Annotated in this window: 17 protein-coding genes; 10 read left to right on the forward strand and 7 right to left on the reverse strand. The window is 67.9% G+C overall.

The window, feature by feature from the left end; translation table 11 throughout:
- Positions 1 to 16: 16 nt before the first annotated feature.
- On the reverse strand, positions 17 to 2,308 hold the full coding sequence (locus PMI12_RS14550; RefSeq protein ID WP_007833724.1) for a heavy metal translocating P-type ATPase: 2,292 nt from the start codon (positions 2,306 to 2,308) through the stop codon (positions 17 to 19).
- A 70-nt stretch (positions 2,309 to 2,378) separates the two neighbouring features.
- Here PMI12_RS14550 and cadR point away from each other — a divergent pair, with 70 nt between their 5' ends.
- On the forward strand, positions 2,379 to 2,849 hold the full coding sequence (gene cadR, locus PMI12_RS14555; RefSeq protein WP_007833725.1) for a Cd(II)/Pb(II)-responsive transcriptional regulator: 471 nt from the start codon (positions 2,379 to 2,381) through the stop codon (positions 2,847 to 2,849).
- Between the two features lie 9 nt (positions 2,850 to 2,858).
- Here cadR and cysE read toward each other — a convergent pair whose 3' ends face one another.
- Positions 2,859 to 3,629, reverse strand: a complete 771-nt coding sequence (gene cysE / locus PMI12_RS14560) for a serine O-acetyltransferase (protein WP_007833726.1) — start codon at positions 3,627 to 3,629, stop codon at positions 2,859 to 2,861.
- 89 nt (positions 3,630 to 3,718) lie between these two features.
- Positions 3,719 to 4,459, reverse strand: coding sequence for an RNA methyltransferase (locus PMI12_RS14565; RefSeq protein ID WP_007833727.1), 741 nt, complete (start codon positions 4,457 to 4,459; stop codon positions 3,719 to 3,721).
- 109 nt (positions 4,460 to 4,568) lie between these two features.
- Here PMI12_RS14565 and PMI12_RS14570 point away from each other — a divergent pair, with 109 nt between their 5' ends.
- The 3 genes from PMI12_RS14570 to PMI12_RS14580 are packed head-to-tail and all read left to right on the forward strand — an operon-like array spanning position 4,569 to position 8,958.
- A complete protein-coding gene (locus PMI12_RS14570) occupies positions 4,569 to 5,624 on the forward strand; it encodes an inositol monophosphatase family protein (protein ID WP_007833728.1) in 1,056 nt (351 codons plus the stop codon).
- Positions 5,625 to 5,626: 2 nt separating this feature from the next.
- On the forward strand, positions 5,627 to 7,879 hold the full coding sequence (locus PMI12_RS14575) for an FUSC family protein (RefSeq protein ID WP_007833729.1): 2,253 nt from the start codon (positions 5,627 to 5,629) through the stop codon (positions 7,877 to 7,879).
- A complete protein-coding gene (locus tag PMI12_RS14580) occupies positions 7,879 to 8,958 on the forward strand; it encodes a mechanosensitive ion channel family protein (RefSeq protein ID WP_007833730.1) in 1,080 nt (359 codons plus the stop codon). Before PMI12_RS14575 ends, PMI12_RS14580 begins: the two co-directional genes overlap by 1 nt.
- Positions 8,959 to 9,040: 82 nt before the next feature.
- On the opposite strand, the gene PMI12_RS14585 is transcribed toward PMI12_RS14580, so the two are convergent.
- Positions 9,041 to 9,565 carry a MarR family winged helix-turn-helix transcriptional regulator gene (locus PMI12_RS14585; RefSeq protein ID WP_007833731.1) on the reverse strand — a complete coding sequence of 175 codons (525 nt, stop codon included), beginning with the start codon at positions 9,563 to 9,565 and terminating at the stop codon, positions 9,041 to 9,043.
- Positions 9,566 to 9,670: 105 nt separating this feature from the next.
- Between PMI12_RS14585 and PMI12_RS14590 the strand changes: the two genes are divergently transcribed.
- Genes PMI12_RS14590 through PMI12_RS14600 form a run of 3 tightly spaced genes read left to right on the forward strand, consistent with a single transcriptional unit; the run spans position 9,671 to position 13,071 of the window.
- On the forward strand, positions 9,671 to 10,669 hold the full coding sequence (locus tag PMI12_RS14590; RefSeq protein WP_007833732.1) for a Bug family tripartite tricarboxylate transporter substrate binding protein: 999 nt from the start codon (positions 9,671 to 9,673) through the stop codon (positions 10,667 to 10,669).
- Positions 10,670 to 10,708: 39 nt separating this feature from the next.
- Complete coding sequence (locus tag PMI12_RS14595; protein WP_007833733.1) at positions 10,709 to 11,701, forward strand: Bug family tripartite tricarboxylate transporter substrate binding protein; 993 nt, start codon at positions 10,709 to 10,711, stop codon at positions 11,699 to 11,701.
- 53 nt (positions 11,702 to 11,754) lie between these two features.
- Positions 11,755 to 13,071, forward strand: a complete 1,317-nt coding sequence (locus PMI12_RS14600) for a sulfatase family protein (RefSeq protein WP_007833734.1) — start codon at positions 11,755 to 11,757, stop codon at positions 13,069 to 13,071.
- A 306-nt stretch (positions 13,072 to 13,377) separates the two neighbouring features.
- On the opposite strand, the gene arr is transcribed toward PMI12_RS14600, so the two are convergent.
- The 3 genes from arr to PMI12_RS14615 all read right to left on the reverse strand — a co-directional run bounded on the left by arr (position 13,378) and on the right by PMI12_RS14615 (position 15,383).
- The gene (gene arr, locus PMI12_RS14605; RefSeq protein ID WP_007833735.1) at positions 13,378 to 13,773 is read right to left on the reverse strand and encodes an NAD(+)--rifampin ADP-ribosyltransferase; all 396 of its coding nucleotides are present in this window, start codon (positions 13,771 to 13,773) and stop codon (positions 13,378 to 13,380) included.
- A 209-nt stretch (positions 13,774 to 13,982) separates the two neighbouring features.
- Entirely contained in the window at positions 13,983 to 14,393 is a 411-nt protein-coding gene (locus PMI12_RS14610; protein WP_237726095.1) for a hypothetical protein, read from the reverse strand.
- Positions 14,394 to 14,456: 63 nt separating this feature from the next.
- Positions 14,457 to 15,383 (reverse strand): protein NO VEIN domain-containing protein, encoded by a 927-nt coding sequence (locus tag PMI12_RS14615; RefSeq protein WP_007833737.1) that lies wholly within the window; start codon positions 15,381 to 15,383, stop codon positions 14,457 to 14,459.
- 94 nt (positions 15,384 to 15,477) lie between these two features.
- On the opposite strand from PMI12_RS14615, the gene PMI12_RS14620 reads away from it, so the two are divergent.
- Genes PMI12_RS14620 through PMI12_RS14630 form a run of 3 tightly spaced genes read left to right on the forward strand, consistent with a single transcriptional unit; the run spans position 15,478 to position 17,644 of the window.
- On the forward strand, positions 15,478 to 16,038 hold the full coding sequence (locus tag PMI12_RS14620; protein ID WP_007833740.1) for a hypothetical protein: 561 nt from the start codon (positions 15,478 to 15,480) through the stop codon (positions 16,036 to 16,038).
- Positions 16,035 to 17,222 (forward strand): PrsW family intramembrane metalloprotease, encoded by a 1,188-nt coding sequence (locus PMI12_RS14625; protein WP_007833745.1) that lies wholly within the window; start codon positions 16,035 to 16,037, stop codon positions 17,220 to 17,222. The genes PMI12_RS14620 and PMI12_RS14625 overlap by 4 nt, the downstream gene beginning before the upstream one ends.
- Positions 17,219 to 17,644 carry a DUF1801 domain-containing protein gene (locus PMI12_RS14630; protein ID WP_007833747.1) on the forward strand — a complete coding sequence of 142 codons (426 nt, stop codon included), beginning with the start codon at positions 17,219 to 17,221 and terminating at the stop codon, positions 17,642 to 17,644. The genes PMI12_RS14625 and PMI12_RS14630 overlap by 4 nt, the downstream gene beginning before the upstream one ends.
- The last annotated feature ends 47 nt before the right edge of the window (positions 17,645 to 17,691 follow it).

Consider the following 17,691-nt stretch of genomic DNA (forward strand, 5'->3'; position numbering starts at 1 on the left):
AGCCGTGGCTTCTACTCTACCTTTGCGCGCGCATCAGACGCAGCCCGTTCGCCACCACCAGCAGGCTCGCCCCCATGTCCGCGAACACCGCCATCCACATGGTCGCGCTGCCGAACACCGCGAGCACGAAGAACACGGCCTTGATGCCCAGCGCCAGCGTGATGTTCTGCCACAGTACCGAATGCGCCCGGCGCGACAGGCGGATGGTCTCGGGGATGCGGCGCAGGTCGTCGTTCATGATGACCACGTCGGCCGCCTCCATCGCGGTGTCGGTGCCGGCCCCGCCCATCGCGAAACCGATGTCGGCCTGCGCGAGCGCGGGGGCGTCGTTGATGCCGTCGCCGGTCATCGCGGCGGCGCCGTAGCGCTGCTGCATGGCCTTGACGGCGTTGAGCTTCTCCTCGGGCAGCAGGTTGCCGCGCACGTCGTCGATGCCGGCGTGGGCGCCGATGGCCTTCGCGGTGGCGGCGTTGTCGCCGGTGAGCATCACGGGCACGACGCCGAGCGCACGCAGTTCCGCCACCGCGGCCTGCGACGATTCCTTGATGGTGTCGGCCACGGCGAACAGCGCGAGCACGGCCTTGTCCGATGCCAGCAGCGTGACGGTGCGGCCCGCCTCTTCATGGCGCTTCAGTTCGGCTTCGAGCGACGGCGTGCACAGGCCTCGCTCCTCGATCAGGCGGTGGTTGCCGAGCACGTAGGCCTGCCCCGCGTGCGTGGCCTGCACGCCGCGGCCGGGCAGCGCGGCGAAGTCGCCGACTTCGCCTTGCGGCCCCTTCAGGCCTTCGGCGATGGCCTTCGACACCGGGTGGTCCGAACGGCCCGCGATGCTGGCAGCTATGGTGAACACCGTGGCCTCGTTGCCCGAGGTGTCGACCAGCACCGAATCGACCAGCTTCGGCTTGCCTTCGGTGACGGTGCCGGTCTTGTCGAGCGCAACCGCCTTGAGCCTGCGCGCCTCTTCGAGGTACGTGCCGCCCTTGATGAGAATGCCGCGCCGCGCGGCCGCGGCCAGCGCGCTCACCACGGTGACGGGCGTCGAGATCACCAGCGCGCACGGGCAGGCGATGACCAGCAGCACCAACGCCTTGTAGATGGCCTGCAGCCACGTCCAGTCCATGAACAGCGGCGTGAGCACAGCCACGGCCAGCGCCAGCACAAAGACGGTGGGCGTATAGATGGCGGCGAACCTGTCGACGAAGCGCTGCGTCGGCGCGCGCGAACCCTGCGCCTCCTCGACCGCGTGGATGATGCGCGCCAAGGTGGTGTTGGCCGCCACCGCCGTCACGCGGAACTCCAGCCCGGCGGTCTGGTTGATGGTGCCCGCGAACACCGGGTCGCCGACGGTCTTGTCGACCGGAATGCTCTCGCCCGTGACCGGCGCCTGGTCGATGGCGCTGGTGCCTTCGGTGACGACACCGTCCAGCGGCACGCGCTCGCCGGGGCGGATGCGCGCAATGGCATCCAGCACCACCTCGCTGGCCATCACGGTGCGCCAGCTGCCGTCGGCCTGCTTCACCTCGGCCTGCTCGGGCGCGAGCGCCAGCAGGCTCTGGATGGCATTGCGCGCGCGGTCCACGGCGCGCGCTTCGATCAGTTCCGCGATGGCATAGAGCGCCATCACCATCGCGGCTTCGGGCCACTGGCCGATGATGAAAGCACCGGTGACGGCCACGGCCATCAGCGCGTTGATGTTCAGGCGCCCGCGCACCAATGCGGCAAAGCCCTTCTTGTAGGTGTCGAGACCGGCGAGGCCGATCGCGCCCAGCGCCAGCACCATCTCGGCCGCCATGAAGCCCTTGCTCTCGAACCCCATGAAGGAGATCGATTCGGCCGCGATGGCCAGCAGCAGTGCAGCCACCAGGCGTGCAAGCCCGATGCTCATGCCGGCGATCTTCGCGGGCGCGGCTGCCGCGGCACCCTCTGCGTTCAGCGGCTCGGGCTTGAAGCCGGCCTTGCGGATCGCGGCGAGCGCCTGGGGCAGCACGCCGTCGTCGGTGGTGATGGCCATGGTGCGTTCGCCAAGCCGGAAGCGCAGGCCCTTGACCCCCGCGACCGGCTCGAGCGCACGGCGGATCTCGGATTCCTCGACGGCGCAATCCATCGTGGGAATGCGAAAGAGCAAGGCGCCCTTGGGAATATCGGCCGCGTCGATGGCGGGCGACGAGCCGCAGACCGGATCGCCGCAGCAGGATGTTGCGGCAGGGGAATGCGCATGCCCGGGCGCGTGGTCGTGACCATGATCGTGGTCGTGGTCGTGCGGATGAAGGGCCGGCGTCACCGGCTTCAGGGCGTTCTGATTCGTCATGGCATCGATTGGAAACCCTGAAGCAGGTGTAGAGTCAAACGCTCATTCCCACTCGTTCATTTGCCGCATCATGAAAATCGGGGAACTGGCCAAGGTCGCGAACACGCCGGTCGAAACCATCCGGTACTACGAGCGCGAGCAACTGCTGCCCGAGCCCGCGCGCACCGATGGCAACTACCGCATCTACGACGAAGACCATGCCCAGCGCCTGGGCTTCATCCGCCGCTGCCGCTCGCTCGACATGACGCTCGACGAGATCCGCAGCCTGCTGAAATTCCGCGACGCGCCACAGGACGACTGCGGCGAGGTCAACCAGTTGCTGGACGACCACATCGGCCACGTGGCCACGCGCATCGCCGAACTCAAGATGCTGGAGAAGCAACTGAAGGCGCTGCGCCAACAATGCTGCGGCCCCGAATCGGCCAACGCCTGCGGCATCCTGCAGGAACTGGACACCGCCTCCCTCGCTCCTGAGACCTTCGGCCAGCACGCAGGCCATGTGCACGGGGCGCTGCACGCGCCGGCCAAGCGGGGCGGCTGATCGGGCTTCTTACTTGCCCACCAGCTGCGTGAGCTTGTCCGCCTCGAAGTTCTCGTCGCGCGCCGCATCGCCCGGCACGCAATCCTTGGTGCCCGGCTGCGCCGACAGCTTCTCGATGGCCTGCCACAGCAGCGCGATCTGGTGCTCCTGGCTCGATGCGCTGTCGATCAGCCCGCGCAGCGCCTGGCTCAGCGGGTCGTCTTCCTGCGTGATGCCGTAGGCGGAGAACTTCTGCGGCGCGGCCACATCGGCGCTTTCGCCGGTCTTCGACGGAATGATGCGTGCGGGAATGCCCACCGCGGTCGCCCCCGCCGGCACCGGCTTGATGACCACCGCGTTGCTGCCGATCTTGGCGCCATCGCCCACGACGAAGCCGCCCAGCACCTTGGCCCCCGCGCTCACCACCACATCACGCCCCAGCGTCGGGTGCCGCTTGGCGCCCTTGTAGAGCGAGGTGCCGCCCAGCGTCACGCCCTGGTAGATGGTGCAGCCGTCGCCGATCTCGGCCGTCTCGCCGACCACCACGCCCATGGCGTGGTCGAAGAACACGCGCTCGCCGAGCTTGGCGGCCGGATGGATCTCGATGCCGGTGAGCCAGCGCGCCCAGTGCGCGATGAAGCGCGCGGGCCACTTGAAGCCATGCGTCCAACAGGCGTGCGCCCAGCGATGCAGCACCACGGCATGGAAGCCGGGGTAGACCGTGATCACTTCCCATGCGCTGCGGGCGGCCGGGTCGCGTTCGAGGATGCACCGGATGTCGGCGCGCAGTCGAGTGAACATCGCTGCCTTCTGTCTGTTGTCGTTATATCGATAGGGGCGAAGCAGTCTAAGGCCGGGGGTCTTCGCGTAGGGCCGAAGGGGTTTTTTATTCAGGAGCTTTTGCCGGCCTTGGGTGCCTTGGCGGCGTCGGCCATGGCCTTGGCGATGCCACGCAGGATGTGGATTTCCTCCGGCGTAGGCTGGGCGCGGTTGAAAAGCTGCTGCAGCCGCGGCATCAGCTTCTTGGGCGCTTCGGGATCGAGGAAACCGATCTCCACGAGCGAGCGCTCCCAGTGGTCGAGCATGCCGGCCACCGCCTGCGCATCGGCCGCCTGCACGGGGTTGATGGCTTCGCGCACCTCGTAGCCACCGAGCGCGAGCCGCCACTCGTAGGCCACCACCTGGATCGCCGCGCCCAGGTTGAGCGAGCCGAACTTCGGATCGGTCGGGATGCTCAGGGCCACGTTGCAGCGGTAGACGTCCTCGTTGCGCATGCCAAATCGCTCGGAGCCGAACAGGAAGGCCACGTGCTGGTCGCCCTGTTTGGCCAGGGGTTCCAGGTGCTCCCGGGGCGTGCGCGTGGGCGGGCCGAAGTCGCGCGGGATCATGGCCGTGGCGCACAGGTGGGTGACGCCGTCGAGGGCTTCGTCCAGCGTTTCTACGATGCGGGCGTTGGTCAGCACGTCGAGCGCGCCGCTCGCGCGCTGGATGGTTTCCTCGCGCCGCAGCACGTTAGCCCAGCGCGGCGCCACCAGTACGAGGTCGGAAAAACCCATGGTTTTCATGGCGCGGGCGGCGGCGCCCACGTTGCCGGCGTGGCTGGTCTGGATCAGGATGAAACGGGTGCGCATGGCGGATTTGGAGACACGAAACGGCGGAGCCGGTAAAATCCCCCGATTCTCGCTGCCCGCATCGCCGGGCCGCCTCCGGGGGCCTCCCCACCGTTCTTCCCACAATCCAATGTCGTCCCCCAACCTGCATCCCATGCTCAACGTGGCCGTCAAGGCCGCACGCGCCGCCGGCGCGATCATCAACCGCGCCGCCCTCGACGTCGAGGCCGTTCGCATCTCCCAGAAGCAGGTCAACGACTTCGTCACCGAAGTCGATCACGCCAGCGAAAAAGCGATCATCGAGACGCTGCTTGGCGCGTACCCGGGGCACGGCATCCTGGCCGAAGAATCGGGCACCGAACACGGCGCCAAGGACTCCGACTACGTCTGGATCATCGATCCGCTCGACGGCACCACCAATTTCATCCACGGCTTCCCGGTGTACTGCGTGTCCATCGCGCTGTCGGTGCGCGGCAAGATCGAGCAGGCCGTGGTGTACGACCCCACCCGCAACGACCTGTTCACCGCCACCAAGGGCCGCGGCGCCTACATGAACGAGCGCCGCATCCGCGTCTCCAAGCGCACCCGCCTCAACGAGTGCCTGATCTCCACCGGCTTCCCGTTCCGCACCGGCGACAACTTCAAGCAGTACCTGGCCATCATGGCGGACATGATGCCCCGCGCGGCCGGCCTGCGCCGCCCCGGCGCCGCCGCACTCGACCTCGCCTACGTGGCGGCCGGCTTCACCGACGCCTTCTTCGAGACCGGCCTGAATCCCTGGGACGTGGCCGCGGGTTCGCTGCTGGTGACCGAGGCCGGCGGCCTGATCGGCAACTTCACGGGCGAGCCCGAGTTCCTCGAACAGCGCGAATGCCTGGCCGGCGCCCCGCGCATCTACGGCCAGCTGGTGCCGCTGCTCGCCAAGTATTCGAAGTTTGCCAACGTGGACGACAAGCTGCGCGCCAGCGACCGCGTGCGCGCCGTGTCCGCCTCGACCAAGTCGAATGCCGCCGACGCCTCGGTCGACCTGTACGCCCGCAGCACCGTGGTCGACTTCGCGGATGAAGCTGCCGAAGGCGCCGCCCCGGCACCCGCCGCCGCACCCGCCCCCCGCAAGCTCACGCGCATCCGCCGCGACGCACCCGCCGCCAGTGGCCCCTCCGAGGGCGACACGCCCGCCAAGTGACGATGCTGGGGCCCCACGCCGCGCCCCGCGTTCGTGCCGCTCTGCGCATCGCGCTGAGCCACTACGTCGCGAGCGGGCTCACCGTTGCGCTGGGCCTGCTGTTCATCTCGGGCGGCATCCACCTCTGGCTCGGCACCATTGCGGCCTCTGCGGCCGCCACCGGCGTGATCGTCACCGCGCCGCCCGACTTGCCCGGCCCACGCCGCGGCAAGTTCCTGCAGATGCTGCCGGCGCCGCTCATCGGGCTGCCGCTCTTCTTCGCGGTGCAGATGCTGCACAGTGCCCCCATCCGGCTCGGGCTGGTGCTGGTGCCCGCCACCTTCGTCGCCTTCCTGGCCATGGCCTGGGGCAAGCGCGGCATCCCGATCGCCATCGCGGTGATGTTCTCGATGGTGTTCTCCATGGCCACGCCGCCGCCCGCCGGCATGGCCGACGCCATCGAGCGCACCTGGCACTTCGGACTGGGCGCGGGCCTTTACGTGATCTGGGCCACGCTGGCCAACCTCGCGCTCAACGGGCGCTTTCGCACCCAGTCGGTGGCCGACGTGCTGTATTCGCTGGCCGCGCTGATGCGAACCGAGGCCAGCCAGTTCCTGCCGCAGGACGAGACCCGCGACGTGCGCGACACTCCCGCGCCCTTGCTGGGCCAACTGCTGCGCGAGCAGGCCGCGCTGGCCGACCAGTTGCAGGCCACGCGCGACATCGTGCTCGAGTCGCCGCGCACTCCGCGCCGCCAGCGCCTGGCCGCCATGCTGGTGATCGTGCTCGAGATGCGCGACCAGCTGCTGGCCAGCGAGCTCGACCTCGACACCCTGCGCGCCCACCCCGCGCACGCCGAGGCGCTGATCGAGATGCGCCGCGTGCTCGAAGAGCTCGCCGACGAGACCATCGCGCTGGCCGACGCCCTCATGATGGGCCGCCACCCCGAGGCCATAGCCGACCGCCGCCCACGCCTGGCGGCCATCCACGTCTCGGCCGACGACAGCGCCGACATGCACGGCGGCAGCGGCGGCCACATCGGCCCCACGGCCGCCATGCTCGCGCGCGGGCTGGCCAGCCGCATCGGCCACATCAACGACGAGGTGCTGCGCCTGTCGGCCATGGCGCGCGGCGACGCCGAGCCCAACCTCGCCGTGGTGCGCGCCAACTGGCAGCTCTTCGTGAGCCCTACCGACTGGTCGCTGCGCCCCTTCTTCACGCTGTGGAGCTGGGACCAGCCGCCGCTGCGCCACGCCATCCGCGCCGCGCTGGCCATCGCAGCCGGCTACGCCATCGCGGTGTCGATGCCCTGGGGCTCGCACGACTACTGGATCCTGCTGACCATCGTGGTCGTGCTGCGCGGCAGCCTGTCGCAGACGCTGGAGCGCCGCAACGCGCGCGTGGCCGGCACGCTGCTGGGCTGCGTGCTCGCGGTGGGGCTGCTGTCGGCGCACCCGTCGGCGCTGATGCTGCTGGTCATCGTCACGGTGGCGCAGGCCATCGCGCACAGCTTCGCAGTGCGGCGCTACCTCATTACCGCCGTGGCCGCCACCGTGCTCGGCCTGGTGCAGGCCCACATGCTGAACGTGGGCATCGCGCCGATCTTCGCGCTCTTCGAGCGCATCGCCGACACGCTCATTGGCGCCGCGCTGGCCTGGGGCTTCTGCTACGTGCTGCCCTCGTGGGAGCGCACGCAGATTCCGGCGCTGGTGTCGCGCGTGCTCACCGCACAGGCGCGGCATGCGCGGCTCGCGCTCGGCCTGGGCCAGCTCAAGGCCATCGACAGCAGCCCCGAGCTCGAATGGCGGCTCGCGCGCCGCGAGGCCTACGACAGCCTCTCGGCGCTGGTGCAGGCCACGCAGCGCTCGCTCTCGGAGCCGCGCGCGGTGCAGCCGCCGCTGGAGCCGCTCGAGCACCTGCAGGCACACAGCTACCAGCTGCTTGCGCAGTTGAGCGCCGTGAAGTCGATGCTGGTGCTGCGGCGTGACCGCCTCACGCCCGCAGAGGTCGAAGGCCCGATCAGCCGCACCGCGCAGCGCATCGAAGCGGCCATCGGAACCATTCCTACCACCGGCCCCTCTCAACCCGAGAGCGCCGGCTCGACCACCGTGGGTGGCCCGATCCCCCTGCCCGACCCGTTCGACAACGACATCAGCCCCTGGCTGCTGCGCCGGCTCGACCTCGCCACGGCACTCGCCACGCAGCTGCGCGACGACGCGGCGCGCATTCTTCAACCCCTGAACGAGACAACAGCAGCCACGACGACCACCGCCTGATGACCAAAGAGATACTTGCCCACCCCTGGTTCGGCACATGGATTGCCATCCTCGTCGCCATCCCGCTCGCTCTTCTGGTTCACCGCATCGGCGGCCTTGTCCTGAAGCGCATCACCCGCCCCGTACCCACGGTGCACGCGATGGTGATCAACTGCAACGCGCCGGCACGGCTCGTGCTGCCGCTGGTGGCGCTGCTGCTCATCTTCCAGGCGGCGCCTGACGACCTTCGCTTCATCGGCAACGTTCGCCACCTCAACGGACTGCTGCTCATCGCCGCCGCCACCTGGCTCACGGTGAAGGCCATCAGCGGCTTCGCCGAAGGCGTGCTCGCCCAGAACCCCTCCGACATCGACGACAATCTGCAGGCGCGCCGCGTGCTCACGCAGACACGCGTGCTGGCGCGCACCGCCATGACGGTGGTGCTGGTGGCCGGCGGCGCGATGATGCTCATGACCTTTCCGGGTGCGCGCCAGGTGGGCGCGAGCCTGCTGGCCTCGGCCGGCGTGATCGGCATCGTGGCCGGCCTCGCGGCCAAGCCGGTGTTCAGCAACCTCATTGCGGGCCTGCAGATCGCGCTGGCGCAGCCCATCCGCATCGACGACGTGCTCGTGGTCGAGGGCGAATGGGGCCGCGTCGAGGAGATCACGGGCACCTTCGTCGTCCTCAAGATCTGGGACGAGCGCCGGCTGATCCTGCCACTCACCTACTTCATCGAGAAGCCGTTCCAGAACTGGACGCGGCACTCGGCGCAGCTGCTGGGCGCCGTGTTCATCTACGTCGACTACGGCATGCCGCTCGCGCCGCTGCGCGCGGAGGTCGAGCGCATCGTGAAGGCCGCACCCGAATGGGACGGCCGCTTCTTCAACCTGCGAGTGACCGATGCGACCGAGCGCACCATGCAGATCCGCGTGCTGTGCACCGCGGCAACATCGGGCCTTGCGTTCGACCTGCGCTGCAGCGTGCGCGAAGGGCTGATCGACTTCATGCAGCGCGAGCACCCGCAGTTCCTGCCGAAGATGCGCATCGCGAGCGACGGCGACCAGGAATACGGACAACAGCAGCAACGAGCCGTGGCCTGATACGGCGTTGAGGCGCTCGCCGATGAAGGCGGCGCCGCAGCGCACCGCCTGGCAAGCAACCAGGTGCGCCACCGCGGCATCGTCAAGGCGACCGTGATGAAGGTGGCCTGATGCCGCCCGCCCCGCGGCGGCCCCGGTCCGCCTTGGGCAGCACGGCCACTGCCACCATGCGCTCGGCCTGCGCCTGCAGGAGGTGCAGGATTTGGTCCAGGCGCGCCGCGTCTTCGCCGCTCAGGGCGCTTATCAGCTCGGCATTGATCCTGGTGACCAGCGGAAAAAGCTCCGCGTACAGCGCGTGCCCCGCCTCGGTCAGGTCCAGCAGCACCTGCCGCCGGTCGCCCACGCGGGCCACGCGCGAGACCAGCTGTTTTTCGACCAGCGAACCGACGGCCTTGGAGGTGCGGGCGCGATCGAGCTGGGCATGCTCGGCCAGCTGGGAGGAGCCCAGTTCGCCGCGGCGCGCGAGCACCACGATCAGCCGCCATTCGCGCCGCGTGATGCCGAAGCGGCCCTCGCACAGCCGGATCACCATGCCACCCGCCACGCCGACCACCCGCGACAGCCGGTACAGCAGCAGGTCGTCGAGCGAACGGTGCTGCGTGGTCATTGGGGGTTAGTCCGGGGGTTGGTTGATTAGATCAATCGACTGTAGCGTCTCTACAGTCTTCGAGATCGAACTCCAACCCCGAGAAAACCCCGGAGACGCCGCCCCATGCCCACGCCCCTTTCTTCGTTCGACCGCCGCCACGCACTCGCCGCCCTGGGCGGGTTTGCCCTTGCGCCGCTCGCCCTCGATGCGCGGGCCCAGGCCTTCAGGCCCGGCCAGCCCATCAAGGTGCTGATCGGCGTGCCCGCCGGCGGCACGCAGGACGTGCTGACCCGCGCCATCGCGCAGCAGGTGCGCGAGGCGCTGGGCCCGCTCATCGTCGACAACCGCGCGGGCGCGGCGGGCCGCATTGCGGCGGAAACCGTCAAGACGGCCGCCCCCGACGGCCACACGCTGCTGCTGGGAACGGCCAGCATGATGACCATGTACCCGAGCGCCTACCGCAGCCTCTCGTACGACCCGTTCAAGGATTTCGTGCCGATCATCAACGCGGCGCGCTTCGAGCTGGCGCTGACCGTGCACAAGGACGTGCCCGCCAACACGCTGGCCGAGTTCATCGCCTGGGCCAAGGCGCAGGGCGACAAGCTGAGCTTCGGCTCCTACGGCTCGGGCACGCCTTCGCACTTTCTAGGCGAGATGCTCAACCGCACCGCCGGGCTGAAGATGGTGCACGTGCCCTACCGCGGCTCCACGCCCGCGCGGCAGGACGTGATGGGCGGCACCATACCCGTGTACTTCGACACCGTCGGCGGCGCGCAGCAGATGATGCCCTCGGGCCGCGTGAAGGTGCTGGCCACCAGCGGCGAGAAGCGCTCGCCGCTCATGCCCAACCTGCCATGCTTCGTCGAAGCCGGCTACAAGGACGTGGTGGCCACCGCCTGGTTCGCCTACTACGCACCGCTCAAGACACCACAAGCCACCGTCGACAAGCTGCGCGCGGAATTCGCCCGCGCCGTCAACTCGCGCGAGGTGCGCCAACAGTTGCTGCAGAACGGCATGTACCCGGTCGGCGACGGCAGCGACGCCTTGCTGAAGACCATGCGCGAGGACACCGCGCGCTGGGCGGGCATCATGAAAGCCGTGAATTTCCAGGCCAACGACTGAACAACCAAACGAACGACCGAAACGAGGAGGAACCCCGATATGCCGAATACGACCCCCATCACCCGCCGCCTGGCCACGCTGCTTGCCGCAGCCGGCTTCATGGCATCCATCGCCGCCACGGCACCCGCGGCGAGCGCGCAGACGTTCGACACCCCGCTGCACATCGTCGTCGGCTACGCCCCCGGCGGCGCCACCGACCGCGTGGCGCGCATCGTGGGCGACAAGCTTTCCTCGCGCCTGGGCGTGCCCGTGGTGGTCGACAACAAGCCCGGTGCGGGCGGCCGCCTCGCGGCGCAGCAGGTGAAGACCACCCCGGCCAGCCAGAACGTGCTGATGCTCGCCAACCCCGCCGTGATGGTGGTGGCGCCGCTGGTCTTCAAGGACAACAACTACGACCCCGAGCGCGACTTCGTGCCCGTGTCTTACGTCAACGACTACAACTTCGCGCTGGCGGTGTCCCCCACCCTGCCCGTGCGCGAGCTCAACCATCTGCTCGCCTGGATGCGCGCCAACCCCAACCAGGCCAACGTCGGCGTGCCGGCCACCGGCAGCCTGCCGCACTTCTTCGGCCTCATGGTGGGCGAGAAGGCCAAGGTGCAGACCCAGGTGATCGGCTACCGCGGCTCCGCGCCGCTGCTGAATGACCTGATCGGCGGGCAGGTGCCCATTGCCGTCGACACCGAAGACGTGGTCGTGCCGCAGCACACCGCCGGCAAGGTCCGCATCCTCGCCATTTCGGGCACCAAGCGCTCGCCCTTCGTGCCCGACGTGCCCACCTTCAAGGAAGCGGGCCTCGACCTTGCCGCCACCGGCTGGAACACCTTCTTCGCACCGGCCACCATGCCGAAGGAAAAGGTCGAACGCCTCGCCACCGTGATCCGCGAAGTCATGCAGGACCCGGACACGCAACGCAAGTTCAAGGACTCGGGCATGACGCCCGTGGTGAGCACCCAGGCGCAGACCGCCGCGATGCTCAAGGCCTACCGCACCCAGTGGGCGCCCGTGGTGCAGAAGTCGGGCTACCAGCCCTGACCACCGACAAGCAGAAGCAAAGAACCAAGCAAGCGAGAGAGCCCCAGAGAGACATGGCAAGACCCAACATCATCTTCATCGTGGCCGACGACCTCGGCTATGCCGATCTCGGCTGCTACGGCGGCCGCGACGCCGTGTTCGGCCCCGTGTCGCCCGTGCTCGACGGGCTGGCCGCCAACGGCCTGAAGCTCACGCAGGGCTACGCCAACTCGCCCGTGTGCTCGCCTACCCGCTTCGGCATGATCACCGGGCGCTACCAGTACCGCCTGCGCGGCGCCGCCGAAGAGCCCATCAACAGCAGGAGCCGCGGCAGCGCCACGCTTGGCCTGCCGACCGACCATCCCACGCTGCCTTCATTGCTGAAGGCCAGCGGCTACAGCACGGCGCTCATCGGCAAATGGCACCTGGGTTACCCGCCCAGCTTCGGGCCGCTGCGCTCGGGATACGACGAATTCTTCGGTCCGATGTCGGGCGGGGTCGACTACTTCACCCACTGCGACTCCACCGGACGGCACGACCTGTGGTCCGGCGAGGAAGACAAGGTCGAGGAGGGCTACCTCACCGACATCCTCTCGAAGCGCGCAGTCGAGTACGTGGAGCGCATGGCGAAACAGGAAGCGCCCTTTTTCCTGAGCCTGCACTACACCGCCCCGCACTGGCCATGGGAAACGCGCGACGACGCGGCCAAGGCACCCGCCGTGAAGGACAACCTGTTCGACCTGGCCGGCGGCAACATCCACGTGTACCGCCGCATGATCCATCACATGGACGAAGGCATCGGCTGGATCATGGCCGCGCTGCAAAAGCACGGCATGGCCGACAACACGCTGGTGGTGTTCACCAGCGACAACGGCGGCGAGCGCTTCTCGGACAACTGGCCGCTGGTGGGCGGCAAGATGGATCTGACCGAAGGCGGCATCCGCGTGCCATGGATCGCGCACTGGCCTGCGGTGATTGGCAAGGGCGGCGAGAGCACGCAGCTGTGCATGACCATGGACTGGTCGGCCACCATGCTCGACGCGGCCGGCGTGGCGGCGCATGCGGACTATCCGCTGGATGGCGTCTCGCTGATGCCCGTGCTGAAGGATGCGAAGCAAAGCTTCCGCAGGCCGCTGCACTGGCGCATGAACCACCGCGGGCAGGAAGCCATGCGCGATGGGGACTGGAAGTACCTGAAGGTGGACGGGAACGAGTACCTGTTCAACATTCCCGGGGATGAGCGCGAGCGGGCGAATCTGGCGAAGAAGGAGCCGGAAAGGCTGGCTGCGATGCGGGCGGATTGGCAGGCTTGGAATGCGACGATGCCGGCGATTCCGGAGGATGCGACTGTGAGCCTGGGGTATTCGATCAAGGACATGCCGCAGAGGTGATGAACGGCGGGAAGGACCGCTGCCGTGGGAAACGCGCGCATGCGAATTCCTGCGCCACAGGGATCACTGGCTTGAATCGGCAAATGTGATGGGGCTGTCTTTTCCGGAACTGCGGTGAGCGGGTGGTGCGGCCGCTCGCCGTCGGTGAATGACTGTTCGAGCTGCGCGGACCATCCGTGGTGCACTCCTAAAGTCTGGTTGTGGCCGACGCTCGAATCCATCATCCAACGCCGGGCATCGCGCTGGGCGATCTCCGCGACCCAGTCCATTTCCGATCGCTACCCAGCGCGGCATGGCAGGCCGGATTCAGTTAATGATCTCCCCCATGCCCACGCGTACGCGCTCCCTGAGCTGCAGGATGTACTCCGCGTCAAAGAGCTCCCAGGTCGCCAGTTCGCCCACGATCCGAAGCGGCTCCCGGCTGCGGTACGAGCGTGTGGGATTGCCCGGAAACTTCTTGTCGGTGACGTTGGGGTCATCCTCGAAGGCACCCGTGGGTTCGACGATGTAGACGCGGCGACGGCCCTCGCCCTTCGCCATTTCGGCGGCCAGCCCGGCGCCCTTTGGCCAGGCGGTGAAGTAGATGTGGTTCATGACGACGCGGCCGTCGTAGTTCGAGCGGAAGCCTGCGGTGAGCAGGTCGCCCACCTGGAGGTCCGCCCGCGTACCGTGGAAGTAAGGGCCGGCGCCGAAGACAGCCATCGCGGGTCGCTCCTCTGCAGAACAGAAAGCCGCGGAGTCTACTCGGGTCGATTTCCACGCGAGCACCCGCCCCCGCCCTCTGTACCAGGCCGGTTTCGCTTTCGGCTTGCGCGCACTGCGACCCGAGGCGCGGGTTCTGTGCGCCGGCACCTTGGGCGAGGCATTGGCAGTCGCCGACGCGCAGCAGACAGTCGGGCTCCCGGCTCGAACTATCGGCCCAGCGAAATGAGGCTCCACACGATGGCCACGAGCTGGGCGATGTTGATCAGGATCGCAATGACGTGGGTTCGGCGAAATCCCGGAATGGCGTCCATGTAGTTCGCCTGGATCTGCGCCCCGAGCGAGTCCATCCTGGGGATGATCTTCCTGCGCAGGGCGACGGCGATCAGCGCCAACACCACGGCACCCGCGGCGAGCCCCGCGCGCCCTGCGAGTGCAAAGCTGATGGCTGTTGCAGTCGCGGTAATGAACGCGGCGTTGTAGTAGATGTTGAAGAAGCCGCGCACAAAGCGGGCGTCGAGCGGTGTGTCGTGCTGCAGGACCAGAAGCGGGATCGAACCCATGATGAAGTAGGCCGTCGTGACGAGGAGCGCGACCGTAAAGCCCAGGGCGGCGAACATTGCAACAGGCATCTGGATTCCTCCATGCGGTGGGCCTGAGATGCGCCGGCCCCGGCGCGCTGCTTACGACGGGTCGTGGCCCGGGGCCGAGTTGATCTCGGTGGGCTTGTAGATCTTGTGCTGCGCGGTCGGGCTGCCCGCGTCGGTCACCACCAGTAGACGCCAGAGCGGTTCGCGCACGGAGCATGCGCTTTCTTCTTCGCTGAGCTTGAAGCTCGGCACGCCCGGCGCGGTGCCCTTGACCACGACGCGCAGCAGCGTCTGGCCCTTGGCGTTCGACACTTCGAGGTCGTAGCCGATGTTCTTGTCGGCGAGGTTCTCGGCCTTGTAGCCGTAGCCGGTGAAATGCTTGATGACGTACGCGATGGCGGCGGCCCGCACTTCTTCGGGCGACGCCTTGCTTGCGGCGCCATCGGCTGCACCGGCGGCTGCGGCCAGCTGCTGCGGCACGTTGCTGCGCGCCCTGGCGGTTTGCACTTCGGCCTCGGTCGGCACCCAGCCGCGCGGGCCGCGAACCAGCACAGCCAGCTTCTGCTCGGGCTCCCAGCTGGCGACGTGCCATTCGTCGTCGTCGCGCACGCGGGTGGACACCTTGGCGTCCTTGTTGCTTTCCACTTCGACGATGGCGAGGCGGTTGGTCTGCACCACGGCACGGAAGCCCTGGCCGGCGTCGAAGGTGCGCTTGAGCAAGGCCAGGCGGTCTTTGCCGCGCTGGACTTGTTGCGCGTTGCGCTCGCCGCCGCCCGCGCGGTGGTGGATGTCGAGCGACTCCAGGCAGAACCAGCGCCCGCCGGCCCCCACGTTCACCCATTCGGCCCAGATGGTGGCGATGACGTTGTCGCCGGTTGCGAGCCAGGCGTGGTCGAACGGCTTTTCGCGCGCGTCGAACACGCCCATCTTGGCAACGATTTCGACCGGCGTGAGCCGTGGTCCGGACAGTCGCTTTTCATTGATGACTGCGAGTACCTGGGGGTCGACTTCGTTTTCCATTCGGCGGGCTTCTGGGAGTTTTTAGGGGCTGGCAGTATGCCGCATCGGTTGCGGGGGCCGCCAGGCGCATGCGATCGTATGGCACGATCAAAGGATGCATGAGCCGTCACGCCGCATACCGTATCGCACCTGGCCGGGCGCGCTGGCGGTGCTCCTCGCCATTGCCGCCTATGTGGGCGGTCTCACCTTCTGGAACCGTCACACGCCGGGCAACCGGCCGTTGCCCGTGGGACAGACGGTGGACGCCGGCCAGGCCAGGTTCGTCCCCGCCGAGGGATGGGAGATGGACGTTTCCCGCTCGAAGGCAGGCCAGTCGCTGATGCTTTTCAAGGGCAGCCACAAGTTCCTGGTAACGACGCAGCCCTGGGCCGGCGGGCCGGATGGCTCGCTGGTGCGGCAGCAGCGGCTGATGGAGCGCGGCCAGCGCCTGCGCATCGATGGCGACGTGTCCGACTTCGTCACGTCGTGGGGGCTGCAGGGCAAGACCTTCGCCTACTACGGCTCCAAGCTGGCGGGCCGGTTCTGGCAGGTGGTCGACCTGCAGCGCAAATCGCTCGTGCAGATCGACTTCTACGGCGCCAACGAAGGCATGGACGACGCGCTGACCGAAGCCCGCGGCATGCTGGACTCGATGGACCTGGAGGCCGCGCAGTGAGGCCGCCCGTCTTCGACCAGGACCGGGCCCAGTGGCCGGTCGGCACCGACTCGTTCTTCCAGCCAGGGCGCGCCGCTTTCTGGCTGCTGGCGGCGCTGATCGTCAACGGGCTGTTCTACACGGTCCAGATGTTCTCGATGGGGTTTCGCGTGGTGCCCATCACCGCATTCCTGGGGCTGCTGGTGTGGGGGGCCTACACGCTGCTTTTCGTGCTGGCCTTTCGTACGCTGGACCTGCTCGAGCAGCACCCGCCGGAGGCCTACGTGCTGGCCTTCGCATGGGGCGGCATGGGCGCGGTCTATTTCGCGGCGCCGGCCAACATCGCCATCCAAAGTCTGTGCGCCAAGCTGGTGTCGCCGGAGTTCGTCGCGGTGTGGGGGCCGGCTGTTGCGGGGCCGGTCACGGAAGAGTTCCTGAAGCTTGCCGGGGTCGTCCTCCTGGTGCTGGTGGCGCGCAACCAGTTCCAGACCTACCTGTCGGTGCTGATCGTCGGCGCGATGGCGGGGCTGGGCTTTCAGGTGGTCGAGAACCTGAGCTACACGGTCAACGCCTCCATGCACTTTCCGCTGGAGAACCAGGTGTATCCGGTGCTGCTCAACCTGCTGACGCGCGGGCTGCTGAGCGGGCTGTGGAGCCACGCGGCCTACACGGCGATCGCGTCTTTCGGCGTGGCGTGGTTCCTGCTGCATCCGCATCGGCCGATGGCGGTGCGCATCGCATGCGCGCTGCTGTGCTTCATGCTCGCATGGGCGATGCATTTCATCTGGAACTCGCCTTTCCTCGAAGATCTCTTCGATGGCGGGTACGGTGAAATGGCCATCATGCTGGTGATCAAGGGGCTCCCCGCGATCATCGTGGCGGGGCTCTTCTGGCAGGTTGCCGCGCGCGAGAACGGCACGTACCTGCACGCACTGGCAGCCTGGTTCGTGCCGGAGCGCGAGCTGATCCGCGACGACGAATGGGTGCGGCTGGGCGCGCCCATGCAGCGGTACAAGGTCCGCAGGGAAACGGGCTGGACCTACGGCTGGCGCGCAAGGCGCCTGAAGACACGGCTGCAGCGTGAGCAGTTGCGGCTGATTCGCAAGGCCGCGACCTACGGGCGCGGCGCGCAGACGCTGCGGCACGAAGTGGCGGTAAAACGCCTCCGCGCCGAACTGGATCCACTCGTCGAGGTACGAACATGAAGCAGTCGGACACGAAAGCAGACCAGGGCCAGCCGGCCTCGGAACTCATCTCTGAAAAAATCGCCGGACTCGGCGACTGGCGCGGCGCAACACTCGCCAGGATGCGCAAGCTCATCACCGAGGCAGACCCGCAGGTGATCGAGGAGTGGAAGTGGATGGGCACGCCGGTCTGGTCGCACGACGGCATCATCTGCACGGGCGAGTCGTACAAGAGCGTGGTGAAGCTGACCTTCGCCAAGGGCGCGTCGCTGAAGGACCCGGCCCGACTCTTCAATTCGAGCCTCGACGGCAACGTGCGCCGCGCCATCGACATCCATGAAGGTGAAGAGCCGGACGCGGCCGCGTTCAAGGCGCTGGTTCTCGAAGCGGTCGCGCTCAATGGGGCGGGCAAGGCGAAGTCTTCGAAGAAAGCGAAGTCCTGAGTCTTCCGGCGCGACGTCCCTGACCGGCTTTCCACGGTCTGGGTGGG

The sequence above is a fragment of the Variovorax sp. CF313 genome (genome assembly GCF_000282635.1).
GTDB lineage: Bacteria > Pseudomonadota > Gammaproteobacteria > Burkholderiales > Burkholderiaceae_C > Variovorax.

Bases quoted from the DNA above. Each gene is read 5' to 3' on its own strand.
- PMI12_RS14550 (WP_007833724.1), bottom strand. From the start codon at position 2,308: ATGACGAATCAGAACGCCCTGAAGCCGGTGACGCCGGCCCTTCATCCG.
- cadR (WP_007833725.1), top strand. From the start codon at position 2,379: ATGAAAATCGGGGAACTGGCCAAGGTCGCGAACACGCCGGTCGAAACC.
- cysE (WP_007833726.1), bottom strand. From the start codon at position 3,629: ATGTTCACTCGACTGCGCGCCGACATCCGGTGCATCCTCGAACGCGAC.
- PMI12_RS14565 (WP_007833727.1), bottom strand. From the start codon at position 4,459: ATGCGCACCCGTTTCATCCTGATCCAGACCAGCCACGCCGGCAACGTG.
- PMI12_RS14570 (WP_007833728.1), top strand. From the start codon at position 4,569: ATGTCGTCCCCCAACCTGCATCCCATGCTCAACGTGGCCGTCAAGGCC.
- PMI12_RS14575 (WP_007833729.1), top strand. From the start codon at position 5,627: ATGCTGGGGCCCCACGCCGCGCCCCGCGTTCGTGCCGCTCTGCGCATC.
- PMI12_RS14580 (WP_007833730.1), top strand. From the start codon at position 7,879: ATGACCAAAGAGATACTTGCCCACCCCTGGTTCGGCACATGGATTGCC.
- PMI12_RS14585 (WP_007833731.1), bottom strand. From the start codon at position 9,565: ATGACCACGCAGCACCGTTCGCTCGACGACCTGCTGCTGTACCGGCTG.
- PMI12_RS14590 (WP_007833732.1), top strand. From the start codon at position 9,671: ATGCCCACGCCCCTTTCTTCGTTCGACCGCCGCCACGCACTCGCCGCC.
- PMI12_RS14595 (WP_007833733.1), top strand. From the start codon at position 10,709: ATGCCGAATACGACCCCCATCACCCGCCGCCTGGCCACGCTGCTTGCC.
- PMI12_RS14600 (WP_007833734.1), top strand. From the start codon at position 11,755: ATGGCAAGACCCAACATCATCTTCATCGTGGCCGACGACCTCGGCTAT.
- arr (WP_007833735.1), bottom strand. From the start codon at position 13,773: ATGGCTGTCTTCGGCGCCGGCCCTTACTTCCACGGTACGCGGGCGGAC.
- PMI12_RS14610 (WP_237726095.1), bottom strand. From the start codon at position 14,393: ATGTTCGCCGCCCTGGGCTTTACGGTCGCGCTCCTCGTCACGACGGCC.
- PMI12_RS14615 (WP_007833737.1), bottom strand. From the start codon at position 15,383: ATGGAAAACGAAGTCGACCCCCAGGTACTCGCAGTCATCAATGAAAAG.
- PMI12_RS14620 (WP_007833740.1), top strand. From the start codon at position 15,478: ATGCATGAGCCGTCACGCCGCATACCGTATCGCACCTGGCCGGGCGCG.
- PMI12_RS14630 (WP_007833747.1), top strand. From the start codon at position 17,219: ATGAAGCAGTCGGACACGAAAGCAGACCAGGGCCAGCCGGCCTCGGAA.